The organism is Sphingomonas plantiphila (assembly GCF_046000505.1).
Taxonomy (GTDB): Bacteria; Pseudomonadota; Alphaproteobacteria; order Sphingomonadales; family Sphingomonadaceae; genus Sphingomonas; species Sphingomonas plantiphila.
In genome coordinates, this window is sequence record NZ_JBELQC010000001.1 from 2,547,297 (window position 1) to 2,571,106 (window position 23,810).

Consider the following 23,810-nt stretch of genomic DNA (forward strand, 5'->3'; position numbering starts at 1 on the left):
TCGGCCGCTCTCCGGCCATTGTTATATCGGCAAACAAGTCAGCGATAGATGCGCGCGAGCAATTCCTCAAGCGTTGCCAGTTCCGCCTTGCTGAATCGCGCCTTCAGCCAGTCCTCATGCGCGACGATCGCCGCGCGTGCGTCTTTCAGCATCGTCTCGCCCGCATCGGTCAGGCGAAACGCGATCCGCCGCCCGTCCGTGCGCGACGGGCTGCGCGACAGCAGCCCGCGCTTTTCGAGCCCGTGGACCAGCGCCATCGTCGTCGCGCGATCCATGTCGAGCGCCTGCGCCAGATCGGCCTGCGCCAGATCGGGGTGATCGCCGGTCAGCCACAGCACCGATACCTGCTTCTGCGTCAGGCCAAGATCGGCGAAATGGTCCGCAAAATGCCGCTGCACCGCGCCGTGCGCGCGCCGCAGACGAAGCCCGAGATTGCGGTCGAGATCGCCCCGGCCGATGCTCATGCGGCCTGCATATCCATCAGCTTGCGGATGATCGCGCGGGCGCGCACGCTGCCCTGGTCGATCGAATAGCCGCGCAGCTTCATGTCGGGGTTGGCATCGATGCTGCGTTGCTGGGCTTCCAGCACCTCGACATCCTCGTCGAAGACCTGGCCCTGCTGCGCCTTGAACCGTGCGGTGAAGCCTGCGTCGTCGATGTCGAAGTTCCTCGCCATGCCCCAGAAATAATGCGTCGTGGTCTCGCTCTCCGGCGTCATCGCATCGACGACGAAACCGCGAACCCCCGAATCGTGGCTTTCGATCGTATCACCGGCTTCGACCGGAGACACGCCGACATCGATCAACACCGATGACGGGGGCAGGAAATGACAGACCTGCCACCGGTCGACCGGACCGGCGGACTTGAGCGCATCGCGCCAGAAGGGCGGTGGCTCGATCCCCGGCATCCACCGGCGCACCTTCACCTCCTCTCCCTCGACGACCGTTTCGATCGGCGCCTCGGTAATCTCATGCTGCCCGATCGACCCCTGATGGACCCAGGTTTCGTGGCTCAGGTCCATCAGATTGTCGATCACCAGCCGGTAGTCGCAGTTGATATGGTTGTAGCCGCCGTCGAAGGTCCAGCCGGTCGCGCTGCACGGCCAGAAATCGGGGATCAGCGCCGGGTCCGCCTTGGCTGCCTCGCCGATCCAGATCCAGACGAAGCGATGCTTCTCCACCACCGGGTAGAGCGTCGCGCAGACCGCCTTCGGCACCTTTTCCGACTTGATCGGCATTTCGGTGGCGCAGCCATCGGGGCCAAGCAGCAGGCCGTGATAGCGGCACCGGATCGAATCCCCCTCCTTGAACCCCATCGATAGCGGCAACAGGCGATGCGGACACGCATCGCGCATCGCGACGATGCTGCGGTCGAGCTTGCGGTAGAGCATCACCGGCTCGCCGCAGATGGTGCGGGCGATCGGCGCGCGATCCACTTCGGAATCCCACGCGGCGACATACCAGCGGTTGACGATCCAGGTCATTGCCTCGCTCCTCTCTCTGTCCTATCGATCTTTGCAGTAGTTTGTATGTAACACTTACAAAAACCGCAAGGAGTTTCGAGGATGCCCACGCCCCCCTTCCGTGCCGATCATGTCGGCAGCTTCCTTCGCCCAAAGGCGCTGATCGATGCGCGCGCCGCGTTCAAGGAAGGCAGCATCGACGCCGCCGAATTGCGCGCCGTCGAGGACGAGGCGATCCGCGGCGTAGTGAAGTTCCAGGAGGATCTCGGGCTTCAGGGGATCACCGACGGCGAATTCCGCCGCACCTATTTCCACACCGATTTCCTGCTCCAGCTCGACGGCGTGGAAGAGGCGGGGGGCACCGCGGTGCATTTCCACCAGCATGGCGGCAAGGAACTCTCCTACGCGCCGCCGGTGATGAAGATCACCGGAAAGATCGCGCACGCCCGCGACATCCAGCGCGCGGACTATGAGTTTCTGGCAAGCTGCACGTCGCGCACGCCGAAGGTGACGATCCCCTCGCCGACGATGCTGCACTTCCGCGGCGGCCGCGACGCGATCGACAGCGCAGCATATCCCGATCTCGAGGACTTCTACACCGATCTAGCCGCCGCCTATCGCGCCGAGATCGCCAGCCTCGCCGATGCCGGTTGCCGCTATCTCCAGCTCGACGACACCAACCTCGCCTATCTGTGCGACGACACGCAGCGTGAAAATGCGCGCAAGCGCGGCATGGACCCCGACGAGCTCCCGCGCCTCTACGCGCGCATCATCAATGACTCGATCCGCGACAAGCCCGCCGACATGACCGTCTGCGTCCACCTCTGCCGCGGCAATTTCCGGTCGAGCTGGGCGGCGGAGGGCGGTTACGAGCCGGTCGCAGAAGTGCTGTTCAACGAACTGAACATAGATGGCTATTTCCTCGAATATGACGATCCGCGCTCGGGCGACTTCGCGCCGCTGCGGTTCGTGCCCAAGGGCAAGACCGTCGTGCTCGGCCTCGTCACCACCAAGCTCGGCGAGCTGGAGTCGAAGGACGACGTCAAACGCCGCATAGACGAGGCGGCGAAGTTCGCCCCGCTCGACCAGCTGGCACTCTCGCCGCAGTGCGGCTTCTCCTCGACCGTCCATGGCAACGATATCGAGGTCGAGCAGCAGGCCGCGAAGATGCGGCTGGTGATCGACGTGGCGAAGGACATTTGGGGCTGAAGCCGTCGCCGCCCGCACGCTGACACCCGTGCGGGCGGCACTCCGCGGGATTTACGCCCTTTGGACCCCCGGCCTTCGCCAGCGGCGTTCCGCGATCCACAGCGCGGCGCTGACGACGAGCCATCCGAGAAACCATGGCCAGGCCGGGCCGTCGCGGTCGGGCGGGGTCGACATGGTTTTGCGTTGTTGCCGCTCCGCCCACACCCTCGTCGCCTCCGCCGTCTCCAGCGCGCGCAGCGGCGCAAGTGCCGCTGCCGGCTGGATATAAAACGCGAAGCTGCGCGCGCCTGCGGCTGTCGGCTGCACCACCTCGTGCACGCCCGGCCGCTTCGGCCAATAGGCGGCGCAACCGCGCTGGCCGCTGCGCGGATCGATCGCGACGGGAACCGTCTCGCCAGCGGGATCGACCACCCGGGGACGCCCTTCCAGCCCACAGATCGGCACCCGATCGCCGACGCGCGCCAGGGCGGGCAGATCGGGCCGGAAGCGTCGATCCGGCCGCGCCACCGCGCTCAGCGTTTCGCTCCACCATTGATAATAGCGCTGGGCCTGCCCGTTCAGCACGAGCGCAAAGCTGTCCGCGACCGTCCATAGCGCCGCCCGACCCTGGCCCAGCTGTTCCCAGCCAGCCAGCACTGAACCTGCATCGTCGCTGATGGCGGGGACCAGGTCGCGCCCGCCGGTGACGGAGAAGCGCATCAATTGCGGCACGGGATCGTCAAGGGCATTGAGGTCGTCCGGCGCGTCTGCTTCCCCCGGGCCGCGACGGGCCTCCAGCATATCGCCATCGGCCGCCAGCGGCGGCAGCGCGACCGGCTGGGTTTCCGCGCCGCCTTCGATGGCGAGCCCGATCGTACGCAAGCTCCGCCGCAGCTCGGGCGTCGCGGGGCCGGTCATCCGCACCACGATGCCCAGCCCGTTACGAACTGCCTGCGCGACGCTCGCGCGCGTGCCCTGGCCGAGTGCATTCCAGCTCCGGTCATCGATGATAAGCGCGTCGGCCCGCCCCAGCGTCGCGGCACTCAGCGACACCGGCGCGTCCCCCAGTCGCACGGCCCCGCCGACATCGAGCTGACTGGTCAGATCCAGTCCCGAATCGGTGGCCCAGCGGCGCAGATATTTGGTCTCCGGCGATGGCGCGCCGACCAGCAGAACGCGCGTCGGGCGCGTCGTCGACGCGCGCACGGGGAGTTGCGTGTCGGAAACGATCGCCTTGCGCGCGTCGCGCAATCGCACGGTGAACAGCGCCAGCCCCGCGGTGCGTGCGGTGCCGCCCATGCTGAAGGCGCCATCTTCGCCGATGCGACGCTGGTCCACCCGGCGCCCCGCCGGGTCGAGGAGTTCCGCACTCCCGCCGTTCAACCCCCGCGCCGCGCCCGATAGGATGAAGACACTTCCCGCCGGGACGTCGGCGGGAGGGTCAAGCCGGATCAGCCCGGGCGGAACGGCGATCGGACGGAACGCGACCGGTACCCCCACATCGCTGTCGCGATCGCGCGCGGTCAGGCCGCGGCCGACAATACGGATGCGCTGGACCTGGCGATAGCGCCGGACGGCGGTGGCGAGATCGGGGACGCGCTCCGCACCGACGACGGCAGGCGCCTCGGGAAGCGAGACCACACGCTCGCCTGCCCCGGCCGCGATGGTGGCAGGCGCCTCCGCCGTTGCCACGACCAGCGTCTCGCCACCGACCGGAAGGCGTGGCGGGGACAAGGTGAGATAGAGCAAAGCGGCGCTCGCCAGCATCAGCGCGACGAGCAGCGCGGCGCGGCTGTCGCGGCGCACGATTGCCAACCGGACGATGGCAACCAGCGTGGCGAGCGCGATCAGCGCGGCGGCGATCAGTTCCGGGCCCGCCATCTCAGCGCAGACCCCGGGTGTAACGCTGGCCGAGCGCGCCGCCGTCGCCACGCCTGCGCACCTGGGCCGGTGGTCGCGTCAGCACACGCCACAGCTGGTCGCGCAGCCGTGCGCGGGCTTGCGAGGAATCGGGCGCGGTGCGTGCGGCATCGATCGCGGCGAGCACCGCCAGCGGATCGCGCACGCGCGCACTGTTTGTCCGCAGCCATCGCTCCAGTGCGGCAAAATCGATCGGACCCGGCCCCGCCAGCGTCCGCCACGCTTCCGCCGGGACCGCATCGTCGATCGCGAAGCGCGTCAGCGCTGCCGAACGGCTGGCGATCCCCTCGCGCTTGCCGGTCATCCGCCGGGACATGTCGACCGGGGGAAGCTGCGCGCCGACCCGCGGCAGATAGATGCGCGTCGCCTGCTGGATCTTCTTGATATAGTTGAGCGCGCGGTTCTCGAACGGCAGCGCGGCTTCGGGTTTGCCCGAACGCAGATTGAGTTCGGCCTGCCACATCTCGTCGAGCGCGAGCTTGAGCATCGCGCGCGTGTCGGGATCGAGCAATGTCGCCGCCTCGCTCTCGTCATGCGTGTGGCCGAACTCCGCGGTGACATCGCCCAGACTGCCGAACACCGGCGATTCCGGGGCCGCGCCATGATCGTGCCCATCGCCGTCATGATGCTCGGGCTCCGACGGCTTGTCTCCGTCGCGCTCGGCGATCGGCAAGGGCGGCTTGGGCGTCTCCTCCGCCTCCATCCCGACGAACTGGCCATAGCGGAGCCGCAGCAGCCGCTGATCGACCCCGATCGTATCGGATTTCTCCAGAAACGCTTCAGCGGAGAGCTTCCGGCGCTCCTTGATCAGCGCCTCGGTGTCGATGATGATCTGGCGCTGGCTGCGGAAATAGGCGGGCATCACCCGCTTCGACATCATGTCCAGCCCGTCCGCCAGTTCGGCGGGCTTGGGCGGCCAGCGCAGGATCACGCCCGGGCCGCGCACGATGTGGGGGCTGGGCGATCGCGTATCGGCGACCGTGATCTGGACGACGAGGTCGCCGCCCTGCTGCAATCCATAGGCGGCGAGGTTCAGGTCGGCGGTAAAGCGCTTGCGCTTCGCGGAGCCCGATCCCCGGACGATCAGACTGCGTTCGCTGAAGCTCACATTCTCCCCGTCGCCCTGCGCCAGCGTGATCGCGAAGCGCGCGGTCGGCGCGACGGCATAGTCGTCGGTCGCTTCGAACACGACGCGCCAGCTGCGCTGGCCCGGGCGGACCAGCACGAGTCCCTGCGCCGGCTCGATCGCGCGCACCTGCGGCGGGGCGTCGGCGATCGGATCCAGCCGGTGGGGCGGCGGCGTCCCGCGCATCCCCTGCGCAACGACGCGGTAGAGCAGCGGGCGATCAAGCCGGAGCGACCCCGTCCAGCCCGCGTCGCCCGGCGCGAGCGGCAGGCGCTGTCCGCCGACGAGTGCGAGTTCGGCGCGCACAGGCTGCGGCGCAAACGCCAGCGTCCATTCGATCCGCGAGCCGGCCGGCGCGCGGATATCGAGCCGGTCGGAATAGCGCGGCGGCAGGCCGGTATAGGCCGGCGGCACGATGCGGACGCGCTGTCCGGTCAGGCGCGGCACACCCGGCGCGGCAACACTGCCCTCCGCCGCGGGCGCGAGCGGCGGCGGCGCGGGCTGCGAGTCCGGCCAGAGCAGGAGCGACGCGACGCCGACCGCACCGATCGTCCAGGCGACGGCGATCCGCCTGCGCGACCAGCGGTCGATCAGCGTCTCGGGATCGATCGCGACGATGCGTCGCTCGATCCGGTCGCGCTGAAGCTGCTGGAGCGGAGTGAGGGCCGTCTCCGCAACGAGCAGCTCGGCGCTGTCCTCCAGCCCCGGCTCCCGCGCATCGAGACGACGGACGAGCCCCGCGCGGTCGAGCACGCCCGCGGCACGTGCCGCCGCCAGCGCGACGACGGCGGCACTCAGCAGCGCCAGCGCGATCGCCCAGCCGATGCCGCCAAACCGCCATCCCGCGGCCCCGGCGATCAGGATCGACGGCGCGCCCACCAGCATGACGTTGAGGGCTGCGCGCAGTCGCGCCGCGCGGGTCCAGTCGGAAAGGAGATCGGCGCTCATGCGACCAGCCTCCGCCGCCGCGTCGCCAGCCAGCGTTCCGCGAGAAAGACGGCGGCGATCAGCACCGCCAACCACTGGGTGAGCGGGTAGGGGGGCAGGGGATAGGCGCGCACACCGGCGGTCGGCGCGAACCGCTCGGCAGCGACCCGCATCGGCGGCGGGGGTGGCGGCGCGAGCAAATCCCGCAGCCGTGCGGCGAAGTCGGGATCGACCAGATCCGGCATCGCCGCCGGGGTCAGCGGCCGGGTGAACCGCAGCAACCGGCCATCGCCCACCGCCGCACCCTCGACCAGCACCGATCCGCCCGCATCGCGCCATTCGCTGTGGGCATCCCCGGGCATCGCCACCCGAGCGGCATCAGCGAGCAAGGCGGTCCCGCCCCGCGCGACCCAGTCGGTGACCGCCGCCGGGACCGGCCCGGGCTTCAGCCAGACGAGGACGCGATCCGGATTGGGCAAGTCGCTCCCGCTTCCGGCGTCGAACCCGTCCTGCGCCCCCCATGCCGCCGCCGCTGCGCGAAAATAGCGCACCGCCTCGGCGCCTTGCCCGGCATGCCGAACGACGAGGGCCGGGGCCGGCAGCGGTGTCGGACGCTCCGCCTCGCTGCGGTCGCCCGCAATCTTCCATCGCACGGCGCGGGTCAGCCGCAACGGTTCTGCATCGACGCCATCGAGCAGCGGCGGAACGACGATCGTGAGCGACGCCTCGGGCGGCAGTTCCGCATCATATTGGCGGATCAGGCTGGAGAGCGCGTCGCGGGTCGGCGGCTCGGTATCGAGGGCAGGGAAGCCGGGGGCGATCCAGCGCGCATCGGCATCCGGACCGGCGATTTCGCGCGCAGCCCGCACATCAGCTCCCGGCGCGACGAGGACGTTTCGGGTCCGGTCCTCGACCCCCAGGATCGCAGGCTGCGCGAGCAACAGCGCGATCAGCGCCACCAGCAACAGCCGCACCGCCAGCAGCAGCAATTCGTCGAACCGCAGCTTGCGCCGGGGCCGGGGCAGCGGGTCGAGCCAGCGCAACGCGGCGAAGTCGACCGGAATTTCCTCGGTGCGTCGGTGCAGATGGATGGCGAGCGGCACCGCCAGCGCCACCAGCGCGGCCAGGCCCAGCGGAAACAGCAGCAGTGGCGTCATCCCCGCGCTCCGCCCGCGCGTGCGAACAGCGCGTGCAGCGGCCGGTCGATCGGCTCGTCCAGGACATAGGCGGCGTGCCGGATGCCGGCAGCATCGAGCCGGTCGTTCAGCGCCGCGCGGGCGGCGGCGAAGCGCGCAAGATAGCGATCACGCAACGATGCGCCATCACCGATCAGCTCCGCGTCGGTTTCCGCATCGCGAAAGCGGAACCCGCCGTCGAACGGAAAGTCGCGCTCCTCGACCGTCAGCAACTGGATCGCCAGAGCATCGCGCCCCGCCTTGGCGAGCCGTTCGACCAGCGCGACCGCGCCGTCGTCGAAACAGTCGCTCAGCAACAGGACGATGTCGTTCGCACCGATCCGCTCCCACAGTGGCGCGAGCCTCGACGCGTCGGGGAAGCTCCCGTTCGCGCCCGCACGCGCCAGGTCCACGAGCAACCGGTCGCGCTGGCGCCGCCCGCCCCGTGGTTCCGCGACGGTCATGCCTTCTTCGTTCAGCACGATCCAGCCGAACCGGTCGCCCTGCTGCATCGCCAGTTCGGCAACGCACGCGGCAAGCATCGCGGCGGCGTCGAAACGCGACCAGTCCGGGGTCGCACGGTCGGCCTGCGCCATCGAAGCGCTCGCATCGATCAGGATCCAGATCGCGATCGGGCTTTCGCGTTCGGCCTCGCGTACGAAGAACTTGTCCGATCTGGCGTACAGCTTCCAATCGATCTGGCGTGGCTCGTCGCCCAGTTCGTAAGCACGATATTGCGCGAATTCGAGGCCGGCGCCGCGGCTGCGGCTGGCATGCGCGCCGATCCCGCGGTCGCCGATCGCGCGCCGCGTCGTCAGTCCCAACCGCTTCAATCGGCTGCGGACCTGCGGCGGAATCGAGATCGGCGCGCGCGCCATGGATCAGGCGGCAGGAGGGGGCAAATGGGCGAGCAGCGCGGCGACGACGTCGTCGGCGCTCTTGCCCTCCGCCTCCGCCGCGAACGACATCAGCAGGCGGTGGCGCATCACCGGTGCGGCCAGCGCGGCGATATCGTCGCGCGTGGCCGCCAGCCGCCCGTGCAGCAGCGCGCGGGCCTTGGCACATAAGACGAGCGACTGTCCGGCGCGGGGGCCAGCGCCCCAGCGGACATAATCCGCCACAGCCTGCGGCGCGGCCGCGTCGCCCGGTCGCGTCGCACGCACCAAAGCGGTGATCCAGCCAAGCATGTCGTCGCTCAGATGCACGTCGCGAACCCATGCCTGCAGCGCCAGCACGTCGTCGGCACCCATCACGCGCGGCACGGCGCCGCCTGCGCCGCCGGTGGTCAGCGAGAGAATGTCGCGTTCCTCGGCTTCGGACGGATAGCCGACGCGGACGTGGAGCAGGAAGCGGTCGAGCTGCGCCTCGGGCAGCGGGTAGGTGCCCGCCTGCTCCAGCGGGTTCTGCGTCGCCAGCACGAAGAACGGGCGGGGAAGCTGATAGGTCTTCCCGCCATAGCTCACCGTCTTCTCCTGCATCGCCTCCAGCAGCGCGGCCTGCGTCTTGGGCGGGGTGCGGTTAAGCTCGTCGGCGAGCAGCAGGTTGGTGAACACCGGCCCTTGCTGGAAGCGGAAGCTGCGATGGCCGGTGCCATGATCCTCTTCGAGCAGCTCGGTCCCCAGAATGTCGCTCGGCATCAGGTCCGGGGTGAACTGCACGCGCCGGAAATCGAGTTCGAGCGCTTCGCCGAGCGTGCGCACCAGCAGCGTCTTGCCAAGCCCCGGCACGCCTTCGAGCAGGCAATGCCCGCCCGCGAGCAGACCGATCAGCAACTGGTCGACGACGTCGCTCTGCCCGACGATCGCGGTGGCGATGGCACGCTTGAGATCGTCGAGCTTGCCCAGCCGACCTGCCACCTCGGCTTCGTTTACGGATGCCTGTTTAGCCACGTCGTCCGGGTCCCTCAATTGGTGAGCGCGTACATCACGATGTTCACGCCGAACTTCGTGTTGTCCTCCGCCAGAAAGCGCTTGTTGCGCCAGTCATAGTCCCACTCGCAGCCATAATCCTTGTTGCTGTAGAGCAGGCCGAGCCGGTCGTTGATCGTGATGCCCTTCAGATAGTCGTGCACCAGATCGTCGCCCCATCCGTTCAGCTCGAAGCTGGTCGCCGGCGGGCCGGGAAACTTGAAGAAGCTCGTATAGAGCCGGTGGGTGTTGGGCAGCTTCTGCAGCGCCTTCGGTCCGAAGATGCGGCCCATCTGCGCCTCGAACGACTTGGCGAACAGCCCGTCGATATCGTGGTTGCAGTCGTCGACGAAGACGAAGCCGCCGTTGCGCACATAGCGTTCGAAATTGCGCCGCTCGGCGTCCGAGAACTCCACCGCCTTGTGCCCGGCGAGGTAGCAGAAGGGCGCCGACAGCATCTTGGGGTCGCTCAGCGCGATCACCCGCTCCTTGGGATCGACACGCAAATTGGTGTAATCGACCAGCGAGGTCAGCAGGTTCGCCGGCATGCGCTGATCGACGTCCCAGTCGCCCGAATTGTAGCTCAGCCGGGTGAACCAGAAATCATACCCTGCCGCGCCCGATCCAGCCTTGCGCTGAGCGGCGGCAAGCGGGCCGGCCAGCATCGCGCCGGCCAGCCCGCCACCCAATAATCTCAGCACTTCGGCGCGGGTCACAGCTACTCTACTCCCGCGGGCCCGCGCCCGCCCTCTGTCGCCTCAGACCGCGTCGGACAGCGAGGTGAAGGTGAAGTCGCGCAGCTTCATCGGCGGCAGCATCATCGTGCCGCCCTCATCCGCCTTGACGCGCACCGAACGACCCAGCTCGTCGATATTGTTGAGCATGATCACCGGGCTCTCGTTGAAGCGGAAGTTCTTGATCGGATATTTCAGCTGGCCGTTCTCGATATAGAAGGTGCCGTCGCGGGTCAGGCCGGTCAGCAGCACGGTCTGCGGATCGACCATGCGGATATACCAGGTGCGGGTGACCAGGATGCCCTTCTCGGTCCCGGCGATCAGCTGGGCGGTCGACTTGGTACCGCCATCCATGATGACATTGCCCCAGCTCGCGGTTTCGGGCTTGCCCTGCTTGGCGGCCCAGAAGCGCGAATATTCGAGGTTGGCGACCTTGCCCTTGTCGATGATCTGCGTGCGCTGGCGCGGCAGGCCTTCGCCGTCCCACGGCAGCACCGGTACCTCGGCATGCCACGGGTCGGTATAGATGTTGACCCGCGGATCCATGATCTGCTCGCCGATCTTGTTGCCGCCGCCCTTCTTGGACAGGAAGCTGCGCCCTTCGTCGGCGGAACGCGCGTCGAAGAAGTTCATCATGAAGCTGACCAGCCCGGCGACCGCTGCCGGCTCCAGGATCACGGTGTACTTGCCCGGCTCCAGTGCCTTGGCCTCGGCCGACGCCGCCGCCTTGCGCATCGCGATCTGGATGTCTTCCCCGGCGTCGAAGGTCGAGATGTCCTTGACGTTGCGGCCGACCCAGCCCGATCCGCGCCCGTCCTCGGTGCGGACGGTGCAGGTGTAATCGGCCTGTGCCGAGCGCTGATAGCCGAAATTGCCCCGCGAGTTGGCATGCGCGACGAAGTTCTGGCCGTCTTCCAGGAACCCGGCCGCGACCAGATTCTGTGCGCGGCACGGCGCGATCGACGCTTCGGCGATCTTCGCCCGCGCTTCCGGGGTCAGCGCGGCGGTCACCTCGCTGAACGTACTGCTCGGCCGATAGGTCTGCTTGCCGACCGCGGGCATAAATTCCGGATTTTCCGGCGCCAGCTTGGCCAGATCTTCCGCGCGGCGCACGACGCGTTCGAGCGAGGCATCGTCGAACTGGTTGATCGTGGCGATGCCCACGCGCTTGCCGAACGCCACCTGCACGGCGAGTTCGGTGTCGTCGACGACGCCTGCGGTCGAGATGTTGTTGCGGGCGAAGCGGACATTGCCCGCGATGCCGCCGCCGATTTGCGCGCTCGTCTCATCGGCCTTCGAAAACCCGATGACCTTGTCGAGAATGGCCTTTGCCTGCGCTTCGGTAAGGATGCTCATATCTGGTTACTCCTGCGCGCGCGTTCAGCCCAGCGACCGGGCGGTGCTGATGACGTTGATGCCGTTGAAACGGGTGGTGGACGATCCGTGGCTGACCGCCGAGACCTGGCTCGGCTGGCCCTTGCCGTCGAAGAACGACCCGAACATGCGATAGTCGCTGGCATCGCAGATCGCGGTGCACGCGCCCCAGAATTCGGGGGTGCGCATCTGATAGGCGACATCCTCCAGCATCTGGCCCAGCTTGCCGTTCTTGATCTCGTAGAACACCGTCCCGCCGAACTGCGCGTTGTAGCGCTGCTGGTCGATCGAGAACGAGCCGCGTCCAGCGATGTAGATGCCGTTCTCGACCTGCGCGATCATGTCGGCGGGCGACATCTTGGCCTTGCCCGGCGCCAGCGAGACGTTGGCCATGCGCTGGAACTGCACGCTCGACCAGCTGTCGGCATAGCAGCAGCCGTCCGATTCCTTCTTGCCGACGATGTGCGCCTGGTCGCGGATCGTCTGGTAATCGACCAGCGTGCCGCCCTTGATCAGGTCCCAGCGCTTGGTCTTCACGCCCTCGTCGTCATAGCCGACCGCGCCGAGCGAGCCCGGCTGGATCTTGTCGGCGAAGACGTTGACGATCTCGCTGCCATATTTGAACCCGGCGTCGCGCTTGTCCATCGTGGCGAAGCTGGTGCCGGCGTAATTGGCCTCGTAGCCGAGCACGCGGTCGAGCTCGAGCGGGTGACCGATCGATTCGTGGATGGTGAGGCCCAGATGGTTGGGATCGAGCACCAGGTCGTACTTGCCCGGCTTGACCGACGGCGCCTTCAGCTTCGCCTGCGCGTCCTTGGCCGATGCGATCGCATCTTCCTTCATGTCGTACGACATGCCGTAGGTGGTCAGGCCGTTGGGCAGGACGAACTTGTCCTTCGCGGCACCGTCCATATATTCCCAGCCCAGCCCCATCGGGGCCGACAGGCCCTCGCGGCTGCGGAACTTGCCGGTCGTCGTGTCGACCGCGGTCACCGTCATCGGCGCCCAGATGCGGTGCACGTCCTGATCGATGTACGATCCGTCGGTCGACGCGAAATATTTCTGCTCGTTCACCAGGAACAGCATCGAGTTCACGAAGCTCGCTCCCGCGCCCAGTGCGGCCCCGTTGACGTCCATCAACAACGCGACCTTCTCAGCAACGGGCACATCCATCGCATTCTTCTTGATCGGCGTGCGCCAGCTCACTTCGCCGACCCCCGGGGTGGGGGCAAGCTGGACCTTCTCGGTCTGGATGCGGGCGTTGGCCTTGGCGATGGCCGTCGCCTGCCGCGCTGCCTTGGCCACCGCGTCCTCGGTCAGTTCGTTGGTGGCCGCGAAGCCCCAGGAGCCGTCGGCGATCACGCGCACGCCCGTGCCGGTCGACTCGGTGTTGACGATGCTCTGGACGTTCCGCTCGCGGGTGATCACGAACTGGCGGAGATACCGGCCGACGCGTACGTCGCAATAGGTCGCGCCCGCGCTCTTTGCGGCGCCGAGAGCAGCGTCAGCGAGACGCTTCTTCACCGCCACCTCGATCCGGTCCTGCAACGCGCTGGCCGCAATCGCCTTGCCGAAAAAGCCAGGGGTCACGGCGGCGCCCGCGGCGAAGCTGCTGAACGCCAGAAAATCCCGTCTTTCCACCTAAAATCTCCCTGACGGCCGTTGAGGCGGCTGCTGATCCGCGCCCCGATCCGGCATTCTCGATGTCGCCCGGCCTGTCGGCAGGGGATACCCATTTCTGACGTCGTCACGCGAAGGCGTCAAACCGTTTTATGTCAGTAAGGCACTTTTCGTATCGTTCGTCACCGACGCGATACCCGTTCGTATCCGATTGAATCGCGTGCCTTAGTTGATTGCTCGACCTCCTGCGGGCATTTGACCGGTCGAATCGTTCGGGCGTCGCTTGGCGCCGGATGAAGAGGGTGGGGAGTTCAAGATGCACTATGACGTCGTGATCGTCGGAGCCGGCCATGGCGGCGCGCAGGCGGCAATCGCGTTGCGCCAGGCGAAGTTTGCGGGCAGCGTGGCGATCCTCGGCGACGAACCCGAACTGCCCTATGAACGTCCCCCTCTGTCCAAGGAATATCTTGCCGGTGAGAAGGCGTTCGAGCGTATCCTGATCCGCCCGGCCGCCTTCTGGGACGAACGCAACATCGCGATGCGAACCGGCACGCGTGTGGTTTCGGTCGATCCCGACGCGCACAGCGTGACGACCGAAAGCGGCGAGACGATCGGCTATGGCTCGCTCATCTGGGCGGCCGGCGGATCGCCGCGGCGGCTGTCGTGCGAGGGCAATGCGCTCAAGGGCGTCCATACCGTGCGCACGCGGGCCGACGCCGACCGCATGATCGACGAGATGGGTGACGTGACCCGCGCCGTCGTCATCGGCGGCGGATATATCGGGCTCGAAGCGGCGGCAGTGCTCGCCGAATTCGGCAAGCAGGTGGTGCTGCTCGAGGCGCTCGACCGGGTGCTGGCGCGCGTCGCGGGCGAGCCCCTGTCGCGTTTCTACGAAGACGAGCATCGCGCGCACGGGGTCGATGTCCGGCTCGGCGTCGCGGTCGACTGCATCGAGGGAGAGGGCACGGTCACCGGCGTGCGCCTAGCCGATGGCGAGGTGATCCCGACGGAGCTGGTGATCGTCGGCATTGGCATCGTGCCCGCGGTCGAACCGCTGATCGCGGCTGGGGCACAGGGGGGCAACGGCGTCGCGGTGGATGCGCAGTGCCGCACCTCGCTGCCCGACATCTTCGCGATCGGCGACTGCGCGCTGCATGCCAATGGATTTGCGGACGGCGCCGAGATCCGGCTCGAATCGGTTCAGAATGCCAACGACCAGGCGAGTGTCGCGGCCAAGACGATCGCGGGGCTCGACGCGCACTACGAGGCCGTGCCGTGGTTCTGGTCGAACCAATACGACCTCAAGCTGCAGACGGTCGGCCTGTCGGGTGGGTACGATCAGTGCGTGGTGCGCGGCGAGCCCGCGAGCCGCAGCTTCTCGGTCGTCTATCTCAAGCAGGGCAGGGTGATCGCGCTCGACTGCGTCAACGCCACCAAGGACTTCGTGCAGGGCCGCAAGCTGGTGACCGAGCGCCTGTCGCCCGATCCGACCCGGCTCGCGGACGCCGACATTCCGCTCAAGGAGTTGGCGTGACTCGCACCACCATTTGACGCGAACGCTGAGCTGGTACGGGCGGGGGGACTCGAACCCCCATGGGCAAAAGCCCTACGGATTTCAAGTTCGAAAAATAATAATCACAAAGTATTGAATATAAAAGATAAAAGTCTGATTAGGGAAGGGCATGTGCTAAGAAAATGAGCTAGTTGCGTGGCCAGCGGCGGAGTGTTTCAGCCGGTATACTCGTTGCAGCGTCCACGCGGATCAGTAGCCTGAAGGCCGATGAGCAAGCGACACAGAGGCAAGACATGCGTCTACTGCGCTGGACCCGGCATCTCGGACAGCGCGGACCATGTGTTTTCGCGTGAGTTTTTGCCGGTCGAGCATCGCGGCAACATGCCGAAAGTGCCTGCCTGCACACCGTGCAATCGCGCGAAGTCCGATTTGGAGCATTATCTATCGGCGGTATTGCCCTTCGGCGGGCGGCACGCGGGCTCCTCGGAGATGCTCGAAGCGGAAGTGCCTCGGCGTCTTGCTAAGAACCCACGTTTGCATCGTGAGCTGGCCACTGGGCAGCAAACGATCTGGGTAGAGCAGAACGGGGTCATTCTGCCGACGCTGGCAATCCCATTTGATGGAACGAAGCTGGACGCGCTCTTTGCGATGCTCGCGCGCGGCTTGGCCTTTCATCATTTTGGCGTGGTGATCCCGAGCACTCATTTCATTGGTGCTGGAACGCTCGCGCGCGTGGGGGAGCAGGCAATGGAAGGCCTGCTTGCCCTCAATGCCAAAGTGAGGGTCGCCGTGTCCGTTGGAGATGGTTTGCTCGATTACGAAGGAGCCCAGGGCGTGGGTGATCCCGCTCTGACCATCTGGCGTTTTCGCCTGTACGGTGGTGTGATGCTCGCTGACGGCGACGCACCGGGCGAAAGGCTTACCACGATCTGGGCGAGCAGCTCGCCTCAGAAGGAGCAATCCTTGTTTGGTCTAGAGTGAGGGGGCGGATGCGGCGCCGTCGTTCAAGTGACGTCGATATGCTCGAATTCGGTAGCGTTCTTCGTGCCGAGGCCGTTTGAGAGGCGCGCATTAATCGCCCCTACGCCGAGATGCGGGTGATTCTCGTCGAGGTACTTTTTCACGGCCTTGGCAGTCTTGAGGGTGACGGTGTGTCCAACGACCATGTGCTCGACGAACGTCTTTTTTGTCTGCGCCGCTGCATCGCGCAGTTTCGTTAGCGCCTCTTCATCGCTTTCGATAAGCGTCTTGAGTGCCGCGCGATCGAAATCGTCGATATGCCAGCACGCGGGAATAATCGACATTTTGCTATAAACGTCGAGTGCAGTGACCGTCTTGTCGTTGACCCGGCCCACGCGAATCCTGTCGGCCAGTGCTAATTCGCAGGCTAGAATCACCAGTGCCGCCTTTTGGAAAAACATCGGATGGCGATTGCGTGCGCGACGAAATTGAATGTCTGAGCAATCGTTCCAGTTATTCCCGGACATAGGCATCTGATGCCAAGTCATCCCATGCTCGATCGTTTCCGCTGCAAGTGGGCCATACCGATCTAAGTCCTGGGCGCGCTGTATGCCGCTCGTTCGAGCGAACCATTGCATGCCATCGACGTAGAAGCGTTGACGCGCGCCGTGGGCGAATTCCCAGCCGTCGAAGCTGTCTTGGCCCTTTTCAAGGCTGATCGGTTCGCGCAGCAGCACTGAGTAATGCTCAGGCCGCTTCCGTTCGGGCGATTCTTCAGGTCCGGCCATGCCGGCTTCCCCCCTTTGTCTATTGTCAACGCTAATCGCATGAATCCAGTCATCAAGATAGTAGGAATGTCTAGAGTTCACGAGTTGACACTTCGCGAGGCTCGATAAGCCTCGCGAGGGCTCGCGAGGCTTATCGAGCCGTTCACCAATTTCCTACGCGGTTGGACTGGTCCTGCTGGTTCGGGCCACGAGGCGGCGGTGCCAACCCCCCTGGGATGCAATCAGATGCTGCGGCGCATAGTTTACTAGCTGAGTGAAGCGGAGCTCTGCCGATTGAGCCCTTCCTGCAACCTGTGGACCTACCGATGTGCACTTCTAGTTCGTGCTATCGCCACGATGACGGGGGTGCCGTGCACGAATACCAGCAAGTCGCGAGCAGACTAGCTTATCCTCGCAGAAAATTGTTCTTATATAGTGACTTATCCATGTTTGGGTTGTCTGGAAAGGAGACCTGTCATGGATCGTATTACGGCAACCTATTTGAACCGGGGCATCGAGCTGCTGCTTCTCGTCGTCCTTTGGCGCGCGTACAGCGACTGTCGGTGCGCGCATGATCTTTGGCTATCATTTGCACGGCAGTCTGAGCTTCATCAGATCGGCACATTGACGGCTATTGCAATCATCGCCCGCGCCCTGCTGATTACGGCACGCGAGGCTTTGGCGGCGGGTAGTAAAGTCGCTGGAAGTGTGTGGCGCAGCCTCGCCAAGGTTCGGTGGCCCTGACCGTGCGACCTATCGACCACGCGTTTGCCGCGTGGCTGACCAATTGGCGATTTTCGTTCCCAGAGCGAGGTCGGCATTGGCGAGCACGCCTTGAAGCAACGCTATCTCGCGAGGCGAGGCGTAAGCGTCCCGCGCTAGCTCCTCGGGGGTCATTTGCACAACGTCGCCCACAAGGGGCTTTCCCATTTCATGCAATTCATTGGCGAGGCGTCGAAGTCCCGGCTCCCGCACAATAATAGACCAGAAACTGTGCTGCATCAGAGCAAGTCTTGATCGGGGTAGGTAGTCCTTTAACTGTGCAACTTCATCGCTCAATCCGTCGATTCTACGATATTCGAGCGGTAGTGGGTATTGAATTGTTTCGCTTGTTCCAACCACGGTCAGGCGAGGACCATGCGCCTTACGGTTGTAGACGATAGGGTCCAGTGCGACATGTTTGCCTAAAACAGGGAAGCTCGCGTGCCAAACACGATGCAACGGGTTGATACCGAACCGGGAAACTGTCGGTAGCAGTTCCGCAAACGGCAACTCGGGAGAGTCTCCGATATAGGCATTAGGCAAAAGCCTTACTTCGCTAGACGCCATGCGGCCCTCCGAGCGGATCGCCTAATTACATCTCATGCGGTGCAAAGCCAACAGCGTCGGCGCTCGTGGAAGCCAAAAAAGGTGTGGACGATCATCCAGCGCGATGGCCCGCCCAGCTCAAAGATCATTTTGACGGGGCAGGCTACTCGAACAAGTCACTCTGTCTGCTGGCTTCAACGAAAGCCCGCCATTCCGGCTTGGCCGCCTCCTCGTCCAGCCACGCGATGACCTGCGCCACGACGTCACCACCATGCGCCTCGACGGTGCCGGGCTGCATGAAGTGCGAGCGGTAGCCGGTGGTAGTGATCGGCAATGGTGCGCGTTCCGACGCGATGCTGCGGATTTCCAGATGGTCGATGACATCCCACTTGCGCTGGGTGTAGATGACCTGAATTTCGATGCCCTGCCATGCAAAGCAATACGCGGTTTGCTCCATGGTCAGCCCCCCGCGAACACATGCACCGCATCCCATGCGGTGGTGACGGTGAACAGGTCGCCATTGATCTCCGCATCGCGCGCCACCGCCTGATAGTCGATGTAGTAACGCAGCGCGCTCGGGATCTCGGTGGTCTCCTCGGTCAGCTCCTGCACATAGTCGGCAAGGCTGGCGAAGCTGCCATGATAGCGGTCGGTGATGGCCTCGCGCGCCTCGTCGAGATCACCACTAAAATGCTCCAGCAACGCTGCGCCGATCGCGCCATGTTCGGTGATGAACAACGCCAGTTCACTCACGCGCTCAAAGCCCGTGTATTCCTCAATGCGGACACCGCCAAAGCCCTCATAGTCGTGGATGGCCCATTCCTCGGCCTCGGCAACGGGTGACGCCCGAAGCATGTCCTGCACGGCATCCCATATCGCCCACGGCTCCTGCGCGGCGTCGATCCACGCGCCATGCAAATAGCCGTTATTGTACGCGGCAAGGCACGCGACATAGATACGGGGTTGGTCGGTCTGGTTGGTAATGATGGCTCCCATTTTTGCCTCCGTTTGGATTGGGTTTCAGCTGCGATCTGAAAACCTGCCCATGCGGCGAGCATCGGGGGGCAAGCGGAGTAGGCGGCTTCGCGGGGAACCGGCTGCACGGAACGAAGTGGAGGAAGCTGGGCGGAAGGCGCTTCGCAGCGCGCTAGGGGCAGCGCCCCAGCTAGACGTTAGCGATCGTCACCCGAATGGGCGGAGACCCAGGCTCCGGGCGCACAGCGCCTAGAGCGCGGGCCGAAGGCAACGCATTCCACAGAATTCTGTTCTTGTTTTGATTTACCTTGCTGCGCGTCTTCGAATAGGCTGCGCCCACCAAGCCAGACGAAGAGCGTGCCTTGACTGACCAGTATATTGACCTTGGACGGACCTTTCGGGAGTTATCCCTAAAAGACACCGATGACGATGAGTTCGACTATCGCCTCTTACGATATGGCAAGGGGCTGAACTGGTCGGACCTTCAATCGCGCCATCGCACGGTCATTCTCTCCGAGGCAGGGGCCGGGAAGACGGAGGAGATCCGGCATGCGGCGCAGACCCTTCGTGGTGAAGGAAAGCAAGCATTCTTCTTGCGACTGGAGCATGTCGCCGACGACTTCGATATCGCGTTTGAAGAGGGTACACTCGCTGAGTTCGGGCAATGGCTGTCGGGTGATGAAAGTGGGTGGCTGTTCCTCGATTCGGTCGATGAAGCACGGCTACGCGAGCCCAAGGATTTTGAGCGCGCGATACGCAAAATCGGCACACGCCTAGGCGCTGCGCTCCAGCGGACGCATATTGTTCTCACGAGCAGAGGTTCTGCATGGCGACCGATCACCGACCGCCGCCTTTGCGAGCAACACCTGAAATTTATCCCTCCCACGCCCGAGCAATCGGATGGGGAAGTTAAAGAAGGTGGAAATCAGAACGCTAAAAGCTCGTTCCTCTTTGTGGCGCTCGATGACCTGAATCAGACGCATGTCGAGCTTTTTGCGAAGGCTCGCGGCATATCGAATCCGAAGCCGTTCGTTGACGCCATTGAACGCGCCGATGCGTGGCCCATGGCGGCACGCCCTGACGATCTTGCCGAGTTGATCGACTATTGGAATCGTCACGGTCGCATCGGGAACCGACTGGAGCTGATGCAGTCCAGTATTTCGCGGCGACTGGCGGAACGCGATCAGAACCGTGCGGAGGCCCTACCGCTCGCCGTTTCTGAGGCGATGGCTGGTGCTCGCAGCGTGGCGGCAGCTGCGACCATGGCGCAGGAATCGACGATCCGGGTGCCTGATGGCGTCGAAAACACCAAGGGCCTGGTGATCTCCCATGTCTTGCCGGGCTGGGACGATAAAAAATGCGCGGCACTTTTGGCCAGGCCGATATTCGACGAGGCCATCTATCGGACGGTTCGTTTTCACCACCGCACCGTCCGCGAGTACCTTACTGCCGAATGGTTCAAAGGCCTGCTCGACCGAGAAACGTCACGGCGCAAAATCGAATCGCTGTTCTTCCGCGAGCAGTATGGGCTGGAGGTTATTACGCCAGCGATGCGGCCGGTGCTGGTATGGTTGATCCTGCTGGATGACCAAATCCGGGAACGCGCGCTTGCGATCTCGCCCGAGCTGATTTTCGAAGGCGGAGAGCCGAAAGCGCTGCCCCCTTCAACGCGCCAGGCGATCGTGCGTGACGTGTGCGAGGAGATGAAGACCGGGGTCCTGCGCAGCTCGACCACGGATTATCGCGCAATTCAGCGTTTCGCAGACAAGGACATCGCTGCTGATGTCAAAAGCCTGTTCGCCGAATATGAAGGCAAGCCTGAGATCCAGAACTTCCTGCTGCGGATGGTCTGGCATGGCGAGCTGAGGGACGCACTGCCAGAGGCGATGGCCGTGGCATTAGACCCCAAGGCAAATCACTATTCCCGGATTTCTGCCTTTCGGGCGGTGCGGGCAGTTGGGGCGGATGCTGATCGAAAGCGGGTTAGGGATCAGTTCCTAGCTGAGGCTGCAACTCTCAAGCGCGAATGGTTTGCTGAACTTCTCGATGAATTACCTGACAGTGACGAGGCCGTTGCATGGGTTCTCGCCTGCCTAGCAAAGCTTAAGAGCAAGGATGCCCATACGGTCGATCGGCTGCCAGACGCCTTGGACGTTTTTGCAGCCTCGCTCGATATCGACAGGGCTGTGCGGCTGCTGGATGGATTGCACACGCTGCTGGGCAAGCGACCGGTCCTAGAACGCCGCTTCTGTGAAATCTCCAAGCGCCATGGCTGGCTGATCGAGAGCGCCATTCGCATAACGGAACGGTTGCTCAAGGAACGGCACTCGGCCGCGTTGCAAACTGCCTGCCTGTCCACACTGCAACGGCTGCCGTCCGTCCAACATTATGGGGACTGGAATCTTCGAGGCATCAAATCGGACTTGCCGGGTCTTGTTGGCCAGTGGATTGAACTCAACGACGCGCTCTTCTGGCACGATGTCGGGCAGGCAAGACGCTTCCGCGAGAAGAAGAAGCGTGAGCGGATCACTGCTGTTTGGCAGGTCTCGATTTTCGGATCGTACTGGCAGTTCACGCCCGAAGCGTTCGATCGCGTGCTGGAGTACGTTTCCACGCGAACCGTGAAGGACGATCGTCTCGTCGCGCTGTCGCTAGCGTTCAAGCTTTACGTGCAAGCTGGCCGTCCCCGGAAATGGCGTGATGCGATGAAGTCCGCCGCCGAAACCCCAGCCCTTCGCGCAGCCCTAAAAAACCATCTGCGCCCACCGCCCATGTCCGCCGAAATGAGGAGATGGAAAAAGCAAAACGTGAAATGGGCGCGCAGCGCTAAACGGCGTGAGGCAGCGGACACCGAGAACGAACGTAAATGGAAGGAGTATCTCGCTGACAATGTTGCGCTGCTTCGTGACCCGGGGCTTCCCGACAAAACGGCCATAACGGACGCCCAGTATTATGTTCACGAGAAAATGCGGGCTCTTGACGAGAACAATGCCCATTGGAGTCACGGAAATTGGCGCGTGCTCACGGCGGAGTTCAGCCCGGAAATCGCTGAAGCGTTTCGTGACGGGGTCGTAGCGTACTGGCGTCGTTATAAGCCAAGGCTCAGGTCGGAGGGCAAAGCGGACAATAGCACCCCGTTTCGCGTCATTTTCGGCCTGACTGGCCTCAACATCGAATGGCGGGAATCCGAGAACTGGGCTGCTTCGCTTACGGAGCACGAAGCGGAGATAGCCTTTCGGTATGCGATGGATGAGCTGAACGGCTTTCCTGCGTGGTTGCCGTCGCTCTTTGAGCGTTTCCCAAAATTGATCAGCGATCTCCTGCTTGTTGAGGTCGATCGTGATTTGCGCGTGGAGCAAGCGAAGCGGGATACCAACTATATCCTGTCGGACCTTAGCCATAGCGGCATGTGGGCATGGGAGGAGGTGAGCGCTGGGTTGCTTGCCCGGCTTAAGGCGCGTGAGCCGAAGAACCTCACCAATCTCGGGCATATCCTAACGGTCATCGCCGGGGCGGGCGTCGCTGAGGGGGAGATTGCGAAACTGGCGGAAGAACGAAGCCGGGACCGCCGGCTTGCCCATGCGGCGCGCTGGTTCGCTGTATGGACAAGCCTAGAGCCGGACAAAGCGATCCCCGCTCTCACCGCGCGTTTGAAGACCGTAAAGGTGCCAGCCTCTCAGACCCGGCTGGTCATGCAATTCATTACCTACCTGGTGGGAAGTCGCCGGAACCCGATTAAAATCGGCGAGGCGTTCCGGACGCCGAAGCACCTCAAAGACCTTTACGCGCTCACCCATCTCTATGTGCGGGAGAAGGACGATATTCATCGGGCGGGCAAGGGTGTTTATTCGCCAGGCCTGAGAGACAATGCGCAAGATGCGCGTAATCAGCTTTTCTCCCTCTTGAAGGAAATTCCCGGGAAGGAGGCCTATCTCGCGCTTGTTGATCTCGCGCAGTTCCACCCCGAGCCGTCTTCCCGGCCTTGGATGCAGCACCACGCGAAAACCAAGGCCGAACTTGATGCCGACCTGACGCCTTGGACGGTGCAACAAACGTTGGACTTTCAGACCGTCATTGAGCGCACGCCGGGTAATCATCGGGAGCTATTCGAGTTGGCCCAAATGCGGTTGCTCGATCTCAAGGACAATCTCGAACATGGCGACAGCAGCATCGCGGATATCCTCATCAAGGGGGCGACCAAAGAAACCGATATGCGCAAGTATATCGGGGACTGGCTGCGTGACAGGGCGCAGGGGCGTTACCACATTCCCCAGGAAGAGGAGTTGGCCGACGATAAGCGCATGGACCTGAGGTTCCACGGCATGGGCTTCGATGCACCGGTACCGGCCGAGCTAAAACTTGCGGATAATTGGACCGGCCCTGAACTGTTTGAGCGGCTGGAGAACCAGCTATGCGGCGATTATCTGCGGGACCCTCGCTCTAATCGTGGCTTATTCGCCTTGGTCTATCGCGGCACGAAGCAGCATTGGGAGTTGCCCGACTCAAACGAACAGGTCGATTTTTCAGGCTTGGTCCGTGCGCTCGAACTCCATTGGCAGGCGATCTCGGCACGGTATCCTAATATCGATGACGTTCGGGTGGTGGGGATCGACCTGACCCGGCGGCGCAAGGGCTCAGTATAGACATCGTCGGGTGAATCGCGCTGAGTGGTCGATCTAAGGCGGTCGGCACCATGCTCTCCTTGCCCCGGTTCCCATTCTGTTCCAGCGCTCCGATAGCGCCCACCTGCATGCTCCGAGGTCTCTTTGAAAACCGCTGACGTGCGCCCCTGGAATGTGACCGATTTTGGGTAGAGTCCGCCTCGAAGGAGTCGGACGAAAATGAAGCGCAGCA

The 23,810-nt window shown here is 64.2% G+C and carries 19 protein-coding genes; 5 read left to right on the forward strand and 14 right to left on the reverse strand.

What is annotated here, in order from left to right:
• Positions 1 to 38: 38 nt before the first annotated feature.
• Together ABS767_RS12130 and ABS767_RS12135 are read right to left on the reverse strand one after the other, a co-directional pair.
• The gene (locus ABS767_RS12130) at positions 39 to 464 is read right to left on the reverse strand and encodes a MarR family winged helix-turn-helix transcriptional regulator (protein WP_408078602.1); all 426 of its coding nucleotides are present in this window, start codon (positions 462 to 464) and stop codon (positions 39 to 41) included.
• Positions 461 to 1,483, reverse strand: coding sequence for a Rieske 2Fe-2S domain-containing protein (locus ABS767_RS12135; RefSeq protein ID WP_408078603.1), 1,023 nt, complete (start codon positions 1,481 to 1,483; stop codon positions 461 to 463). The genes ABS767_RS12130 and ABS767_RS12135 overlap by 4 nt, the downstream gene beginning before the upstream one ends.
• Positions 1,484 to 1,564: 81 nt before the next feature.
• Here ABS767_RS12135 and ABS767_RS12140 point away from each other — a divergent pair, with 81 nt between their 5' ends.
• Complete coding sequence (locus ABS767_RS12140) at positions 1,565 to 2,671, forward strand: 5-methyltetrahydropteroyltriglutamate--homocysteine S-methyltransferase (RefSeq protein ID WP_408078604.1); 1,107 nt, start codon at positions 1,565 to 1,567, stop codon at positions 2,669 to 2,671.
• Positions 2,672 to 2,722: 51 nt separating this feature from the next.
• On the opposite strand, the gene ABS767_RS12145 is transcribed toward ABS767_RS12140, so the two are convergent.
• From ABS767_RS12145 to ABS767_RS12180, 8 genes are read right to left on the reverse strand one after another with little or no spacing between them, the layout of a single operon-like run.
• Entirely contained in the window at positions 2,723 to 4,531 is a 1,809-nt protein-coding gene (locus ABS767_RS12145) for a carboxypeptidase regulatory-like domain-containing protein (RefSeq protein WP_408078605.1), read from the reverse strand.
• Position 4,532: 1 nt separating this feature from the next.
• Positions 4,533 to 6,644 (reverse strand): DUF4175 domain-containing protein, encoded by a 2,112-nt coding sequence (locus tag ABS767_RS12150; protein WP_408078606.1) that lies wholly within the window; start codon positions 6,642 to 6,644, stop codon positions 4,533 to 4,535.
• Positions 6,641 to 7,780 carry a BatA domain-containing protein gene (locus ABS767_RS12155; protein WP_408078607.1) on the reverse strand — a complete coding sequence of 380 codons (1,140 nt, stop codon included), beginning with the start codon at positions 7,778 to 7,780 and terminating at the stop codon, positions 6,641 to 6,643. The genes ABS767_RS12150 and ABS767_RS12155 overlap by 4 nt, the downstream gene beginning before the upstream one ends.
• Positions 7,777 to 8,676, reverse strand: a complete 900-nt coding sequence (locus tag ABS767_RS12160) for a DUF58 domain-containing protein (RefSeq protein WP_408078608.1) — start codon at positions 8,674 to 8,676, stop codon at positions 7,777 to 7,779. Before ABS767_RS12160 ends, ABS767_RS12155 begins: the two co-directional genes overlap by 4 nt.
• Before the next feature lie 3 nt (positions 8,677 to 8,679).
• Positions 8,680 to 9,654, reverse strand: coding sequence for an AAA family ATPase (locus ABS767_RS12165; RefSeq protein WP_456293442.1), 975 nt, complete (start codon positions 9,652 to 9,654; stop codon positions 8,680 to 8,682).
• Between the two features lie 47 nt (positions 9,655 to 9,701).
• Complete coding sequence (locus ABS767_RS12170) at positions 9,702 to 10,421, reverse strand: DUF4159 domain-containing protein (RefSeq protein WP_408078610.1); 720 nt, start codon at positions 10,419 to 10,421, stop codon at positions 9,702 to 9,704.
• 42 nt (positions 10,422 to 10,463) lie between these two features.
• Positions 10,464 to 11,795, reverse strand: coding sequence for a TldD/PmbA family protein (locus ABS767_RS12175; RefSeq protein WP_408078611.1), 1,332 nt, complete (start codon positions 11,793 to 11,795; stop codon positions 10,464 to 10,466).
• Positions 11,796 to 11,819: 24 nt separating this feature from the next.
• On the reverse strand, positions 11,820 to 13,454 hold the full coding sequence (locus ABS767_RS12180) for a TldD/PmbA family protein (protein WP_408078612.1): 1,635 nt from the start codon (positions 13,452 to 13,454) through the stop codon (positions 11,820 to 11,822).
• Positions 13,455 to 13,749: 295 nt separating this feature from the next.
• Here ABS767_RS12180 and ABS767_RS12185 point away from each other — a divergent pair, with 295 nt between their 5' ends.
• Both ABS767_RS12185 and ABS767_RS12190 read left to right on the forward strand, forming a co-directional pair.
• Complete coding sequence (locus ABS767_RS12185; RefSeq protein ID WP_408078613.1) at positions 13,750 to 14,967, forward strand: NAD(P)/FAD-dependent oxidoreductase; 1,218 nt, start codon at positions 13,750 to 13,752, stop codon at positions 14,965 to 14,967.
• Between the two features lie 246 nt (positions 14,968 to 15,213).
• Positions 15,214 to 15,927, forward strand: coding sequence for a hypothetical protein (locus ABS767_RS12190; protein WP_408078614.1), 714 nt, complete (start codon positions 15,214 to 15,216; stop codon positions 15,925 to 15,927).
• 23 nt (positions 15,928 to 15,950) lie between these two features.
• Here the strand turns inward: ABS767_RS12190 and ABS767_RS12195 are convergent, their stop codons facing one another.
• Positions 15,951 to 16,694 carry a hypothetical protein gene (locus tag ABS767_RS12195; protein WP_408078615.1) on the reverse strand — a complete coding sequence of 248 codons (744 nt, stop codon included), beginning with the start codon at positions 16,692 to 16,694 and terminating at the stop codon, positions 15,951 to 15,953.
• A 456-nt stretch (positions 16,695 to 17,150) separates the two neighbouring features.
• Between ABS767_RS12195 and ABS767_RS12200 the strand changes: the two genes are divergently transcribed.
• Positions 17,151 to 17,417, forward strand: coding sequence for a hypothetical protein (locus ABS767_RS12200; protein ID WP_408078616.1), 267 nt, complete (start codon positions 17,151 to 17,153; stop codon positions 17,415 to 17,417).
• Positions 17,418 to 17,426: 9 nt separating this feature from the next.
• Here the strand turns inward: ABS767_RS12200 and ABS767_RS12205 are convergent, their stop codons facing one another.
• The 3 genes from ABS767_RS12205 to ABS767_RS12215 all read right to left on the reverse strand — a co-directional run bounded on the left by ABS767_RS12205 (position 17,427) and on the right by ABS767_RS12215 (position 18,977).
• Entirely contained in the window at positions 17,427 to 18,002 is a 576-nt protein-coding gene (locus ABS767_RS12205) for a hypothetical protein (RefSeq protein WP_408078617.1), read from the reverse strand.
• 142 nt (positions 18,003 to 18,144) lie between these two features.
• Entirely contained in the window at positions 18,145 to 18,438 is a 294-nt protein-coding gene (locus ABS767_RS12210; protein ID WP_408078618.1) for a hypothetical protein, read from the reverse strand.
• Positions 18,439 to 18,440: 2 nt separating this feature from the next.
• A complete protein-coding gene (locus tag ABS767_RS12215; protein ID WP_408078619.1) occupies positions 18,441 to 18,977 on the reverse strand; it encodes an antirestriction protein ArdA in 537 nt (178 codons plus the stop codon).
• Between the two features lie 341 nt (positions 18,978 to 19,318).
• Between ABS767_RS12215 and ABS767_RS12220 the strand changes: the two genes are divergently transcribed.
• Complete coding sequence (locus ABS767_RS12220; RefSeq protein WP_408078620.1) at positions 19,319 to 23,599, forward strand: NACHT domain-containing protein; 4,281 nt, start codon at positions 19,319 to 19,321, stop codon at positions 23,597 to 23,599.
• Positions 23,600 to 23,810 lie beyond the last annotated feature (211 nt).

Coding starts and splice junctions, on each gene's coding strand:
- ABS767_RS12130 (WP_408078602.1), bottom strand. CDS start 464: ATGAGCATCGGCCGGGGCGATCTCGACCGCAATCTCGGGCTTCGTCTG.
- ABS767_RS12155 (WP_408078607.1), bottom strand. CDS start 7,780: ATGACGCCACTGCTGCTGTTTCCGCTGGGCCTGGCCGCGCTGGTGGCG.
- ABS767_RS12160 (WP_408078608.1), bottom strand. CDS start 8,676: ATGGCGCGCGCGCCGATCTCGATTCCGCCGCAGGTCCGCAGCCGATTG.
- ABS767_RS12205 (WP_408078617.1), bottom strand. CDS start 18,002: ATGGCGTCTAGCGAAGTAAGGCTTTTGCCTAATGCCTATATCGGAGAC.
- ABS767_RS12200 (WP_408078616.1), top strand. CDS start 17,151: ATGGATCGTATTACGGCAACCTATTTGAACCGGGGCATCGAGCTGCTG.
- ABS767_RS12135 (WP_408078603.1), bottom strand. CDS start 1,483: ATGACCTGGATCGTCAACCGCTGGTATGTCGCCGCGTGGGATTCCGAA.
- ABS767_RS12195 (WP_408078615.1), bottom strand. CDS start 16,694: ATGGCCGGACCTGAAGAATCGCCCGAACGGAAGCGGCCTGAGCATTAC.
- ABS767_RS12175 (WP_408078611.1), bottom strand. CDS start 11,795: ATGAGCATCCTTACCGAAGCGCAGGCAAAGGCCATTCTCGACAAGGTC.
- ABS767_RS12210 (WP_408078618.1), bottom strand. CDS start 18,438: ATGGAGCAAACCGCGTATTGCTTTGCATGGCAGGGCATCGAAATTCAG.
- ABS767_RS12145 (WP_408078605.1), bottom strand. CDS start 4,531: ATGGCGGGCCCGGAACTGATCGCCGCCGCGCTGATCGCGCTCGCCACG.
- ABS767_RS12185 (WP_408078613.1), top strand. CDS start 13,750: ATGCACTATGACGTCGTGATCGTCGGAGCCGGCCATGGCGGCGCGCAG.
- ABS767_RS12190 (WP_408078614.1), top strand. CDS start 15,214: ATGAGCAAGCGACACAGAGGCAAGACATGCGTCTACTGCGCTGGACCC.
- ABS767_RS12215 (WP_408078619.1), bottom strand. CDS start 18,977: ATGGGAGCCATCATTACCAACCAGACCGACCAACCCCGTATCTATGTC.
- ABS767_RS12150 (WP_408078606.1), bottom strand. CDS start 6,644: ATGAGCGCCGATCTCCTTTCCGACTGGACCCGCGCGGCGCGACTGCGC.
- ABS767_RS12140 (WP_408078604.1), top strand. CDS start 1,565: ATGCCCACGCCCCCCTTCCGTGCCGATCATGTCGGCAGCTTCCTTCGC.